11 protein-coding genes are annotated in these 13704 nt (G+C 38.3%); 7 read left to right on the top strand and 4 right to left on the bottom strand.

The features are described from left to right. The first annotated feature begins 27 nt into the window (after positions 1 to 27). The gene (locus tag H6G28_RS11865) at positions 28 to 762 is read left to right on the top strand and encodes a response regulator transcription factor (RefSeq protein ID WP_190591769.1); all 735 of its coding nucleotides are present in this window, start codon (positions 28 to 30) and stop codon (positions 760 to 762) included. A 110-nt stretch (positions 763 to 872) separates the two neighbouring features. Next, positions 873 to 1967, top strand: coding sequence for a hybrid sensor histidine kinase/response regulator (locus H6G28_RS11860; RefSeq protein WP_190591768.1), 1095 nt, complete (start codon positions 873 to 875; stop codon positions 1965 to 1967). 31 nt (positions 1968 to 1998) lie between these two features. On the opposite strand, the gene H6G28_RS11855 is transcribed toward H6G28_RS11860, so the two are convergent. The 3 genes from H6G28_RS11855 to H6G28_RS11845 all read right to left on the bottom strand — a co-directional run bounded on the left by H6G28_RS11855 (position 1999) and on the right by H6G28_RS11845 (position 6024). Beyond that, a complete protein-coding gene (locus tag H6G28_RS11855) occupies positions 1999 to 4641 on the bottom strand; it encodes a carboxypeptidase-like regulatory domain-containing protein (protein WP_190670945.1) in 2643 nt (880 codons plus the stop codon). Continuing rightward, complete coding sequence (locus H6G28_RS11850) at positions 4638 to 5465, bottom strand: fimbrial biogenesis chaperone (RefSeq protein ID WP_242049133.1); 828 nt, start codon at positions 5463 to 5465, stop codon at positions 4638 to 4640. Before H6G28_RS11850 ends, H6G28_RS11855 begins: the two co-directional genes overlap by 4 nt. Before the next feature lie 70 nt (positions 5466 to 5535). Then, complete coding sequence (locus H6G28_RS11845) at positions 5536 to 6024, bottom strand: hypothetical protein (RefSeq protein ID WP_190670943.1); 489 nt, start codon at positions 6022 to 6024, stop codon at positions 5536 to 5538. A gap of 773 nt (positions 6025 to 6797) precedes the next feature. On the opposite strand from H6G28_RS11845, the gene H6G28_RS11840 reads away from it, so the two are divergent. From H6G28_RS11840 to H6G28_RS11825, 4 genes are all read left to right on the top strand, one after another. Then, complete coding sequence (locus tag H6G28_RS11840; RefSeq protein WP_190670942.1) at positions 6798 to 8621, top strand: response regulator; 1824 nt, start codon at positions 6798 to 6800, stop codon at positions 8619 to 8621. Positions 8622 to 8795: 174 nt separating this feature from the next. Further along, positions 8796 to 9167 (top strand): response regulator, encoded by a 372-nt coding sequence (locus tag H6G28_RS11835; protein ID WP_190670940.1) that lies wholly within the window; start codon positions 8796 to 8798, stop codon positions 9165 to 9167. A 208-nt stretch (positions 9168 to 9375) separates the two neighbouring features. Beyond that, the gene (locus H6G28_RS11830; RefSeq protein ID WP_190670938.1) at positions 9376 to 9780 is read left to right on the top strand and encodes a response regulator; all 405 of its coding nucleotides are present in this window, start codon (positions 9376 to 9378) and stop codon (positions 9778 to 9780) included. A gap of 457 nt (positions 9781 to 10237) precedes the next feature. Further along, complete coding sequence (locus H6G28_RS11825; RefSeq protein ID WP_396020663.1) at positions 10238 to 11665, top strand: AAA-like domain-containing protein; 1428 nt, start codon at positions 10238 to 10240, stop codon at positions 11663 to 11665. Positions 11666 to 11935: 270 nt separating this feature from the next. Here the strand turns inward: H6G28_RS11825 and cysC are convergent, their stop codons facing one another. Further along, on the bottom strand, positions 11936 to 12517 hold the full coding sequence (gene cysC / locus H6G28_RS11820) for an adenylyl-sulfate kinase (RefSeq protein WP_190670936.1): 582 nt from the start codon (positions 12515 to 12517) through the stop codon (positions 11936 to 11938). 449 nt (positions 12518 to 12966) lie between these two features. Between cysC and H6G28_RS11815 the strand changes: the two genes are divergently transcribed. Then, positions 12967 to 13614: a histidine phosphatase family protein gene (locus H6G28_RS11815; RefSeq protein WP_190591761.1), complete on the top strand. Its 648-nt coding sequence runs from the start codon at positions 12967 to 12969 to the stop codon at positions 13612 to 13614. Positions 13615 to 13704 lie beyond the last annotated feature (90 nt).

Here is a 13704-nt window from a genome sequence, read left to right as displayed (position 1 = left end):
TTTTGAGATAATTTTTTAATAAAATTAATGACCAAAAAAATATTAGTGATTGAAGATGAAGTTCAAATCTGCTCGAACATTCAGCAGATTTTAGGTTTATCGGATTTTCAGACTATTAGTGCTAATAATGGCATCGATGGATTAAGCCTAGCTAAATCAGACAAACCAGATTTGATATGTTGTGACATTATGATGCCTGATTTAGATGGTTATGGCGTACTTAAAGCCTTACGTGAAGACCCGGAAACTGATTCTATCCCGGTAATTTTGCTGACAGCAAAAGTTGAGCGTAGTGATTTACGTTATGGCATGGAATTAGGAGCAGATGATTACATCACAAAACCTTTTTCACCAGAAGAACTGTTGAAGGCAATTGAGATGAGATTAGCACGGGTAGTAAAACCTACCTTGATGAAACAAAAGTATGAAAAAGAACGTCAACAAAATATCAAACTCAAACAAGAAATTCAAGTTAGCCAGCAAAAGTTAGAAGAAACTAAGCAGTTGGCTGATATGCGGAATGATGTTTTAGAAAAGCTGTTGCAAGATTTAAGTAATCCGCTTTCTAATATTAATATGGCGGTGCATATGCTCAAGCAGGTGCAATCAGATAATGACCGCGATCGCTACTTGAAGATTTTACAAGAAGAGTATGACCGGGAAATAATGCTTTTAAATGAAATGAAAAATTTACAAGCATTATTAACTCCAGAAAATGCCAAAATTTTGCAAAAGTTTAATTTACTTCATCACAGTAAATAAATTGTATTTGATGCCTGAGATTATTGATTCCAATACCTATATATTTTTAAGGCTATCAGGGTTGTCATTCTATTCCCAAAAACAATAATTTATCTTTTTAAATTCTTTAGATGAACACAATTTTGATTATAGAAGACGAACCCCAAGTTCGAGAAAATATTCTGGAAATTTTACAATTTTCCAACTTTGAAACCTTGGCAGCACCCAATGGCAAAATAGGATTAGAAATTGCTCAGACACAATTACCCGATTTAATTATCTGCGACATTATGATGCCTGAGTTAGATGGCTATAGTGTGCTGTCGGCGCTGCGTCAAAATGAAGCAACGATTAATATCCCTTTAATATTTGTGACGGCAAAAGCAGAACGTTCAGATTTTCGTGTAGGAATGGATTTTGGTGCTGATGACTATTTAACTAAGCCCTTTACTCCCGAAGAACTGCTGAATGCAATTGCCGTCCGGCTGAACAAAAAAGCTATGGTTGATCGCCAATCGCAAGCCAAGCTAGATGAGTTACGGATGAATATTATCCACTCATTACCCCATGAAATTAATACGCCTTTAAATGGCATTATTGGGATGACTCAATTGTTAATTGAGCATTCAGATATGATTGATGAATCTGAAGAAATTGAAATTGTCGAATCGATTTACACATCAGCTAATCGGTTGCATAGACTAGCACAAAGGTTTTTACTCTATAGTAATTTGGAACTAGTCGCCAGAAACCCAGAAAAGGTGCGACAAATTCAAGAAGAATTAGATAACTGCTTGAGTAAAACAGTAATTAGTGAGATTTGCTTTCAGAAAGTGAAAGCAGCAAGTAGAGAAAAAGATTTAAAGTTAGGATTAACCGAATCTCTGCTAAAATTACCGCAAGAAAAATTGCATATTCTGGTTGAAGAACTAATAGATAATGCTTTGAAATTTTCGCTCCCCAGTAATGAAGTGCAAGTCTTGAGCCAGGTAAATGGTGATAAATATCAATTAGATGTCATTGATCATGGTCAAGGTATGACATCTGAAGAAATCGAAAAAATTGGGGCATTAATTCAATTTAATCGCAAGTTATATGAACAACAAGGTTCTGGTTTAGGATTAGCGATTGTGCAGCATATCGTGAAATTGTATCAAGGTGAATTTTTCATTCATAGTACTCCTGGTCAAGGCACTAAGATTAGTGTTACTTTACCTTGTTTATGACTTGTTAGTAGGAACAGAGAAATATCTGCTCCTACTGTTTGAGGTTTAATTCTTGGAAGTGTTGAGAAGATTCATTCAAAATTAATTTATCGGGTTTTGCTACTTGCTCATTAATTTTGATGTGATAAGTACCTTGGGGCAACCGCTCTAAATAGTAAACGCCAGCATCATTAGTTACAGAAAAACGGCGTTGTTGTGTTTGGGGCGCAATTGCTTCGACACGCGCACCTGCAATGGGAGTACCTGATTCATCTGTAACTATCCCAGAGAGACTATAGCAGAGGTGAAAAGGTACAAGCACAGGAGTATAACTACCAGCAATGACTTCAACTGCATAGCTATCAACTGCGGTTTCCCAATCTATCGGGAATCCTGAAGGATCAATGTCCAGACGATAAGTTCCAGGTACTAACGAGACTATAATGCGTTTTTTTTGAACATCTGGACGAAATGATTTGATGGGTAAATTATTCAGGATGAAGAGTAAATCAGAGTTTTCTGTATATATTGGTTCACCGCGATCGCGTTTGTTGTTATTATTTTTGTCAAAAAATGGTTGGATCAATAATCCTCCCACAGAACGCAATCGATCTGATTGGCGATCGCCAGGAAATATCCCGTTATGAAAATTCAGACTAGAGACAATCTCTAAACTGTAAGAAGTTTGATCAGAACTAATGGAACCGCCTTCATATCTTCCTCGCACTAATAGCCCCGGAATCACCGCAGTTTGCAAAGTGACGATTAACCCTGAATGACGAGAACCAATACCATATCCCAATTCCACATCCCAAAGATTTCTACCATCAGCAGTTCGTTCTGGTGTACGATAACGCCAAGCTAAAGTTGCTAAGTTATCAAAGTGATTTAAGTTGCGTGTTTCATAACCCAGTCTGAGAGAATGTCCACTTTGTAAAACCGTATCACCAGATAAGTTGTAATTTAGTTGGGATCTGGTAGCAATTTCATTACCTTGATGACTCAAAGATAATAACCCTAAACGTTGATCAAGGCTCCAATGGCAATGGTTTTCTGCATCCAAGCTAAAACGACCTAAAGAAAACCATTCTCCAAAACTAAATGATGTCTGCACACCAGTTTCCCAACCATGACGACTGTCATAGTTACCCAACAAAGTTAAATGAGGCGAAAAGCGCCAATCCAAATTCAATCGGCTGGAAAATTTATCAGTATTCAATTTGACAGTTAAATTCTGAGTGGGAAAGAAACGCGCATTCGCATCAAGATCCCACTTACCATCTTGATCGCCTGAAAGTACGGAAGCTGCTACTTCTAGAGGAAAATTATCTGGTCGAAAAAATATTTCCCCTAATGCTTGAAGATTTTGATCGTAGATCAAGCCAGCGCCTAATGTTAAGTTTTCTGACACACCCCACCTACGGGCGATTCCCCCTTGAAATTCCTGCAAATCTCCAAAAAAATTTTGACTTGGTTCGCCAGATAATTTTCGTCGCCAGCCACCGGAAACAATTGTTGCTGATGCACCTGGGGGAATTTGTCCGGGAATATTGGAGAAAGTTGCAGCGCGAATTTCTGGTTGTGCTGTTAGTCTTCCTTCGGGATACAGAAAGACACGATAGTTACCTGCTGATAATTGTCCACTAGTTAAATTTTCAAAGCGGTATATCCCCGCAGAATCTACTAAAATTTCGGCGATTGGGCGATCGCCTAAACCTTGCATTAACCTAACTAATGTTCCCGGTGCAGCTTCACCAACAATTGTGCGGCTAATTTTTTCAGCTTGTAAACGTTGAGTGGGGCTAAAACTACCACCTTCTTGGGGGATTAATGCTTTGAATCCCTGTCTTTGAATCGTAGTCAAACCCCAATATTGTTTGCTGCTGTGACTACGCCAAAAAGTTGGCTGAGAACCAACAATATAATCAGCGTTATCTGTTTCTCTTAAATATTGAGCTTCTGCTAAATTCCAAGTCTGGGAGTCTGTTAAGTCTTTTTGCTGCCCACGCAGAAAGAAACTACCATTAAAAATACTACCAACAGCTATAGTTTCTCCTACAAAAGTAGGCGTTGAAGTACCTGAACCACTGGTATTAACTCTTTGCTCAATGGCTGTAATAGTTTGTTGAGGAGCTTTAACAGTTGGTAATCCAGCTAATTGCAGAGGAATTACATTTTTCTGCTCAACAGAAGATACTGTTTGGTTTAACCAAGACGGATTTAAGATAATGGCATAATCATTAATATCAAACTCTGCTGTTACCCCAAACAAAGTTTGTAATTGTTGAATCGAAAATACTACACCTAATTCTGGATCATGAATTAATTGCTGGGAGTCAAGGCGAATTACGAACCCAGGAGAACGCACTTCTATCTGACCATCGCCTAAAGATGTCACAGATAATTTGAGAGCTTGAATCACCGCATCATAGGAAATCAACCAGTGTTCTAAGTTAACGGCTGCTGTGCCGTTTTCTTGACCACGGACAAATACACTGGGAAGTACATTTTGTTTACCGACATTGATTCCTACGGGAAAAATAGAAAATTCCTCTGGTACCCCGATTTGTGGTGCAGAGGATTGTGTGTTTTGGCGGAATAAATTTGAGTGAGAATCTGCCGCAAATACTTGACAAGAAGTGATTGGTAGTAGAGAAAAAGTAAAAAATACTAGCACCCAGGGAAATTGATTCATTTACCAGAAACGGTATGCACAGGAATTATGAAATTGACATTGAATTTCTGCTGATTTTGTTGTTTATCACCCCAGAGCAATTCACCTGTTAGCTGATATTGACCAGATGCTAAAGCTGTTTTTCCTGGCTGTAGATAATTGATGGGAATGTAGCGATCGCTTTCAGCAATAATATAATTAGACTCTGCCCTACCTTGTTTAATTACCTTGTTATCTTGCTGTAAAGTCCATTTAACTGTTGTTTTAGCAGAGACTTTACCGGAATTTTTAATTAATAATTGAATTTGCTGCTGTTCTGGATTCCAAACGGCACTATCAACTACTAAATTGGGAGATAAATTGCCTTGGTGGACATAAATGGTTGCGCCTATTCTTGTGGCAATATTAACTTTATTACCACTGTTATCTTTCACCTCGTCCAATTTTTCAGTAAAAATTACCGCCCGATATTCTCCTTCAGGGAAATTAGGCGGAAAGCGAGTTATCAAACGCACTTTTCTGGTGACTCCTGGAGGGATGACTAACTCTCGCGGTGAGAATTGCAGATATGGATTCAGGTCATTGGGACTAGAAGTTAAAGTTGTAAATCCCGTCACGCGGTCATAGGTAAAAGGTTGAGCATAGACACGAGCGCGAAAGGGCTGATCACTTGTATTACTAACATTAATACTAGCTTGGGCTTGACCACGATTAGCCTGCAACTCAACAATCATTGGTGAAAGATTGACTTGTGAATGTGCAGGAATATTCGCTAACAAAGTTGCTAGTAAACTCCAACTTGCTAGTTTTAAAGTTGATTTAATAAATAAATTTTTGGTAATCATTTTCAAAAATTAAAGCTCCTAAAAAAGTTTTTAGGAGCCATTAACCCCCCTACATCAAGTTCAGAATTACTTATGGTGCAACTGTTAAAGTAACAGTGTAATTGTATGTACTGGCTGGAATAATAGTCGAACCATTACTGACATTCATCCCAATTGAAATATTTGTGGCTTCACCAGTCGCTAAAGTCACAGGAGTACCAGCATTTGTCGTGGTGTTACTTGAATTTAAAGATGTACTAGTTGCTGTTAATGTACTAGTCTTTGTGGCACTACCTAAAGCAACAGTATCACTACCACTTTGAGTTGGTGCAGAGATACTCAATTTGGCAGCATAGTTACAAGTAACACTGGTTGAACCAGTACTACCATTGGCTGTACTAATAGAAGTTGAGTTAGCACCTGCAACTCCTAAAGCACCTGCGGTAGCACTTCCAAAAACACAAGTTGGAGCAATAGTACCGCTTGCAGAAACATTTTGAGTTTCAGCAAAGGCTCTGGGAGCAGCCAATAAAGTACCTGTAACCAATAAAGCAGCAGTAACTAAAAAACGACGAACCATAGTAAATCCCCCCTATTCAATAAGTTAATGGAATTGATTTATCAAAGAATTCAATGTTCCAAAAGCTGGCATTTAGCTAATTAATATTAGCTAAATGCTCAACCAAACATCAAACCAATTACTGACACTCAGTGATTTGAAAAGCAAACAATATTAGAAGTTATTTAGGTGTTTCTTCTTCAATTTTGTTGCTTTCGATATTGTTAATTTAACAATTTCATCAACTATGAAGAAGCGAAAAATTACCAAAATCTCAATAGATGCTATCCAAGTAAAACTACGACAAAACTTCCAGTACAGAAGTAAGTGTTTGTTCTGAATCCTTAACTTTCCTATCAGGGTTTATGTATGTATGTAGGGGGATAAGGAGACAAGGGAGTATAAAGTTTTGTTGAGTAAAGCCTGATTATTCAATCCGCAGAGTCAGCAGGTTAAAGCAAAAATGCTACAGGCAGTATCCCAGATGCTTTGCAGATCAACTTGCGTATATTTGTCTGTATACTTTTAAAGGTATCCGTAGTTGCAGCACTAACTACTTATCTTTACACCCATTTTTAACAGACAAAGTTTTTGCGTAAGTCCCACTGGCGATCAGGCATAATTTATGCTTGCTCTATCAAGCAAACAGATGTATCTTAAAAAGTGTCTGCTAAATAAAGTCATAGCTAAAACCATCTGAGGCGATTTCGCCTTATGAGCTTAATTTTCAGAAATTAAGATTTTTTTGGCTGTGCTGAGTAGGGTGGCTCATTGGTTAGGAAATCGTAGAAGTTGTGAAAATTCTGCTGGTAGAAGATGATTTACCAACTGCATCCGTACTGAGTGATGTTCTCAAGGCGGAGTATTATACAGTTGAATTAGCAACCGATGGTCAAAAGGGATTGGCTTTAGCAAGCTTGTCTAATTTTGACTTGATATTGTTAGATTTGCTGATACCCAAACTCGATGGAATTAATCTTTGTCGTCAACTCCGCGCTCAGGGGGTGCAGAAGCCGATTCTGTTGCTCACGGCGAAAGACCACAGTCATGATGTGGTTACAGGATTGGATGCAGGTGCAGATGATTACGTCACAAAACCTTACGATATTTCAGAATTATTAGCCAGGATACGAGCATTGCTGCGGCGTGGACAGACAGAACTAACACCAAGTCTGCTGCGTTGGGAAAATCTCTGCATTAATACCGTCTCAGCAGAAGTGACATACCAAGATAAAGTTATATCTTTAAGTCCCAAGGAATATAGTTTGCTAGGGCTGTTTTTGCGTCATCCACAGCGCGTATTTAGTCGCAGTGAAATTATTGACCGTCTTTGGTCAATCGATACGTCACCTAGTGAAGGCGCTGTGACTAATTTGATTAAAGACTTGCGACACAAGCTGAAAACAGCAGGAATGTCTGCGGAATTATTAGAGACAGTTTATGGTTTGGGTTATCGGCTGAAGACTGTGCCACAAACTCAGCAGACAGACATCACAATAACAGCAAAACGGCAAACTGCGATCGCTTCTATTAAGAAAACTCTAGAACGCTACAAAGATACATTTCACCAACGAGTAAGTTTGCTAGAACAAGCTGCACAAGCCTTACAGCAAGGACAACTATCATCTAAACTACGACAGCAAACCAGTCAAGAAGCACATAAACTAGCCGGAACATTAGGCTCGTTTGGTTACAGCACAGGCTCAAAGTTAGCTCAGTCTATTGAACATTTACTGATTCAGGATAAAAATCTCACCTCACAGGATGCAGTGAAACTATCGCAATTAATTACTCAAATCCAAGAAACACTAACTCAACCACCCACATCCAGCACCCTTGAGCAATTTGTCAATATCCAACTTCCTCTCGTGCTGGCTATCAATGATCAATCTTTTAATCACCAACTCAAAACGGAAGCTGTGAATTGGGGAATGCAGATAGAAGTAGCGATGAATTGGGAGAGTATTCAACATCAAGTTTCACAACTGCCCAAGGTGATTTTGCTTTATTTAAATGAGCAAGCATCAATGCCAAAGAGTTTACAACTGCTGAATCAACTCAAACAACAGTTTCCTAAAATCCCAATTTTTGTCATCGCCGAGCAGGAAAATTTAACGCAGCGAGTTGCGGTGGCTCGTGCTGGTGTCCAAGGATTTCTCTCTAACCCCAACACTAGGGAAGTTTTTCAAGTAATCACCCAAGTTTTACCCAAAACTCCGGCTCATCCAGCTAAGGTGATGATTTTAGACGATGATCCGATGATGCTGGAGATATTGAGCAACATACTTCTATCTTGGGGATTACAAGTCAAGACATTGCAAAATCCGCAAAAATTTTGGGAAGCACTGGTTGAAACTCAACCTGATTTATTAATGATTGATTTAGAAATGCCGACATATAGTGGTGTAGACTTGTGTCGGGTGGTGAGACAAGATCCTCATTGGAGAAATTTACCAATTTTAGTAGTAACTGCCCATAAAGATATGAAATCTGTTCAACAAGTATTAGCAGCAGGAGCCGATGATTTTATTGGGAAACCTGTGGTGGGGACAGATTTAATCCATCGTGTTATGAGCCGAATTGATCGCTATCGTGTACAGCAACAACTCTTGACTTAATAAGACCACACTCATACAGTACTCTGAGTATTAAGTAATGAGTAATGAGTAATAAGTAAATTTTTTACTCGTTACTTTTTTCAATCATTCATCAACATCGAGTCTGCTGTATTAATTACCTTACCACCCAAGCGATCGCACTTCCACAATTTTGTCAGTAGCATTAACAGAACCATGAGCAAACGCATTCTTGTCATCGATGATGAAGAATCACTTCGAGATTTAGCCTGCACATGCTTAGAAGATTTAGGTGGCTGGGAAACAATACCCGCCCAATCAGGCCATGAAGGACTTTTACAAGTCCAAGAGCAGATTTTAGATGCTATTCTCCTAGATGTGTCTATGCCTGATATGGATGGGTTTCAATTTTACGAGCAAATCAAAGCCAACCCTAAAACCCAAACAATTCCCATAATTCTACTCACCGCCAAAGTCTTACCAGACGACTACAAGCGTTTTGCTCAATTAGATATAGAAGGCATCATCAATAAACCATTTAACCCCGTTCTGATTTGTGAACAAATAGCTCAAATGCTTGCTTGGTAAGCCTAATTAGGGGAGTTGGGAGTAGATCCCGAATTTCTCACGTATGGGGAGTGTGGGGGGAAAGATTTCTTCACCATCCTCCCACCCTTCCCACACCCCTGGAGGTAGATAATCATGACCAATAACAAATGATCATTGAACACCCTTATCAGTTTCTTATTTTCTTGATTTAAGCTGAGTTCATCACTATTCATCCAGCGTTTTTTACATGACCATCAAGACAATATTGTTAATTGATGATGAACCGACTATTCGAGAACTGGTACAAATTTGTTTACACGATTTGGTGGGATGGAAAGTTATAACTGCTGCTTCCGCCCAAGCCGCCCTTCAACACCTAGAGGTAGAATCTCCTGATGCTATCCTGCTGGATGTTGTTATGCCCGGTATGGACGTTACGACATTTTTGCATAGATTTCACGAAAGACATTCAACTAAATTAATTCCAATAATTTTTTTGAGTGTAATTGCTGATTGGTTTACCTCACAACAACTCCAGCAACTTGGTGTGGTGAAAGCAATTGCTAAACCTTTTAACCCCTTAACTTTACCTGAGCAAATTATTTGCGCTTTAGGCTGGAGTGTAAAACCTGAATGTGAATCTGTTCTTTAAATAATAAATAAGCCACAAACAATATCATGTTTTGCCATCTCATACCAATTTAATATGAAGACGCATATAAAAATCAATTACCCCCCTTATTCCCCCCTTGGAAAGGGGGGAAATAAGACAATCTAGTTCCCTCCCCTTTATAAGGGGAGGGTTAGGGAGGGGTAAAATACTGTGCAGATTTACATAAAATTGGTATCAGATACTGTGAACTAAATCACAATTACTTTGCTAAATATAGGACTCATCTTTGATTTGGGAAAAAAATCAGTACACTCAGATCAGGCTTCTTTCCTACTCCCGACTCCCCATTCCCTATTCCCGACCTACACAAATAAATTCAGAAATCAAACCGGATTCCTATAACTCTTGACACTTAAAGCAAGTAGAGCAAAATACATACTAGTTTCCCTCTAATTCTCGGCATAGATAAACCATCACAATTTATCCATTAGATTTTATGTACGCCAAAAATTTTGCTCCAAAAACCATGAATCTACAGCAACATAAAACTAAGAGAAGGAGAGGTGTTATACTCACTTCCACAGGTATACAACGTTTACAAGAAGCAATTATATCTTGGGAAATTCTTAAAAATCAGGGATATCGTTTAACTCTAGAGGAACTGAGTAGACAGGTAAATATTTCTACAAAAACTTTAAGCCGATTATGGTCTTTGAGTAAAGGTGTAGATCAAAAAACTCTCAAATTATGCTTTAGTGCATTTAATTTAAAACTACAAAAAGAAGATTACACCATTTTAAATGACGCAGAAGAAACAGGAATATTCAGTTTTCTATCAAAATATTCATCCTTGCAAACAGATAATTTTGCTCAATTTTCTCATCACCAAGAACAGTATTGGTTATATCCCAATGGCCCTGTAGCTTTAGATTCTCCCTTATATATTGAACGTCCACCAATCGAAGAAATAGTTTGTCGAGAAATTACTCGCCCAGGTTGTTTGATTCGGATTCGCGCTCCGAGACAGATGGGTAAAAGTTCTTTAGTATTACGTCTTTTAGCTTTTGCAAATCTCAAAAAATATCGGACTGTTAATGTTAATTGTCATCAAATAGATAACCATTGTTTGACTGATTTAAATAAGCTTTTACGTTGTCTTTGCTGGGAAATTGCCCAACAATTAGAAATTGAGCCTAACTTGGATGATGAATGGGATGAAGAGGTTGGTTATAAATTAAGCTGTAGTTTCTACTTACAAAAGTATATTCTGCAACAAAGTGATAACCCCATAGTATTGGTATTGAGTGATGTGGATCGGTTTTTTGATTATCCCCATATAGCTCAAGAATTTTTTGCTTTGTTGCGTTCTTGGTGTGAGGAAGCACGTCAAAATCAAACTTGGCAAAAACTGAGATTAGTAGTGGTATATTCTACAGAACAATATGTTTCTCTAGATATTAATCGTTCTCCATTTAATATTGGCTTACCTATACGTCTGAGTGAATTTACCCAAACCCAGGTGGAAGATTTAGCCAGAAGATATGAGTTAGACTGGAGTCCTGGTCAAGAATCTACTCAATTGATGTCTTTAGTTGGTGGTCATCCAGCTTTAATTCAACTAGCTTTATATCATCTAGCTTCTGGTATTACTACTTTACAAGATTTGATCACAGAAGCGATCGCCAACGGAGGGATCTATCGCCATCACCTCTGGCGACACTGGATTAAATTACAAGGTAATCCCAATTTGGTTAAAAAATATACTGAGCTAGTTGGCTCACAGGCAAGCATGTCTGTTGACCCTATTGATGCTTATAAACTGGAAAGTTTAGGATTGATTTGTTTTGATGGCGATCGCATTCTACCGCGTTGCGAACTTTACCGTAATTATTTTCAAAAACAGCTACATACAACAATGGTATAGGAATCCGGTTTGATTTCTGAATTTATTTGTGTAGGTCGGGAATAGGGAATGGGGAGTCGGGAGTAGGAAAGAAGCCTGATCTGAGTGTACTGATTTTTTTCCCAAATCAAATATGAGTCCTACATAACTTCTCTATTGTTCAAATAACTCAGAGATGATTTATAAAGTAAAACTAGAATTTCTCATATTTACTTTATAAATGGTCTCTTCAAGCAAAATCCCAACTGATTTATCAACTAATACTAGAGAAGATCCATAAATTCATAATTTTTATCCTACAGGTGAATGATGATTTTGTAATTGGGGTGATGTGAAAGGTTGGATATATCTTAATTCTTCTAATTTATTTAAAATTTTACTGGCGCTTTGAGCAATTGTTTCTTGATTGGTTTTACATTCAACATCGGGTGTCAGAGGTACTTCGTAGATATCATCAATACCAGTAAAGTTTTTGATTTCCCCGGCTCTGGCTTTTTTATACAAACCTTTAATATCACGCTGTTCGCAAACTTCTAATGGAGCGTTGATATATACTTCAATAAAATCTCCAATTTTGGCTTTGACTTCTTCTCGAACTGCTCGATATGGCGAGATAGCCGCAACAATCACAATCACATTATTTCTCGTTAGCAAGTGTGCAACAAAACCAATCCGCCGAATATTTTCGTCTCGATCCTCTTTGCTGAAGGTTAAACCTTTGCTTAAGTTTTGACGAATTACGTCACCATCGAGTACTTCCAGTTTATAGTCTTGCGATCGCAGTTCTGTTTCCAAAAACTGACAGATAGTGGTTTTACCAGCACCACTCAAACCAGTTAACCAGATTGTGATACCACGCTGTTTCTCTACCATCTTACCTCTACAATAAATCTTTAATAACTGTGACTAAATGTCAATCTGATGTAGGTGGATAGATCAGGAAGACTGAATCTAAGTATCATATATTACAAATTTTATACTTATATTTCTAGGGAGTGTTTGTTGATCGCAGTCCAGAATCTCAGGACTTACGCACCACAATTGTCTGTGGGGATTGGGTGTGGGGGTGAAAGGGTATGGAGTGTAAGAGTTTTGAATACTTACACCCTTATACCCCCGCACCCTTTACTAAAACCTTATTTTTTCGTTTTTTTGCGTAAGTCCTAAATATTTAGGAAATTAATTGATTATCTGAGTTTATACCTGTGAAAACATTTAATTATTACAAAACATTACAAGATTTGTCATAATATTGGGTTTGCAACCATCTTTTAGCACCTTAATTTTTTCTAGGTGTAAACTTTACTGGCCTGAAAACACCCATGAGTCAAATAGTCTGGATAGCAAGACACGCCAACCGCCTCGACTTTGTAAATCCTGATTGGTTCCTCACCGCCGAACGACGTTACGATCCGCCTTTATCTGATGATGGTTTCGTGCAGGCAAAACAATTAGCTCAACGCTTGAAAAGTGAGAAAATCACCCATATTTTTGCTTCTCCCTTTTTGCGAACGGTGCAAACAGCTAATGCAGTAGCCGAAGCCTTGGATTTATCTATCAAATTAGAAACAGGTTTGAGTGAATGGTTAAATCCTGAATGGATGACAGAAGAACCAGAAAGACTTTCCACTCTTGCCTTAAAAGAATTATTTCCCAGGATTGACCATAGCTACACACCACGCATCGCCGCTAAATATCCCGAAACTCACGAACAAGTACGCGCACGTTCTGGACAAACAGCCAGATGTTTAGCCACAGAATGTTTTCCCGAACAAATTTTATTGGTAGCGCATGGTGCTTCTGTGTTAGGCGCAGCAATGGGGTTAGTGGGAGAAGTTGCCAAAACCGAAGTTAAAGCTTCTTTATGTTCTTTAGTCAAGGTTGTACTTCAAGGCCCAGAATGGTTGTTAGAACTAAAGGGGGATACTTCTCATTTAACTCAAGTCGAAGAAGTGGTTCGATTTGCGTAAATTCCGCAACAGGAGAGAAGACTGGGGTTATAAGCCGTAAGAAGATGAAAGATGAAGTCTGAATCTATTTTCAGGCGGGAATTAATTCTA

The sequence above is a fragment of the Nostoc sp. FACHB-190 genome (assembly GCF_014696905.1).
GTDB lineage: Bacteria > Cyanobacteriota > Cyanobacteriia > Cyanobacteriales > Nostocaceae > Nostoc_B.
The sequence above is the reverse complement of the archived record's forward strand: the minus strand, read 5'-3'. Positions and strand labels throughout refer to the sequence as shown.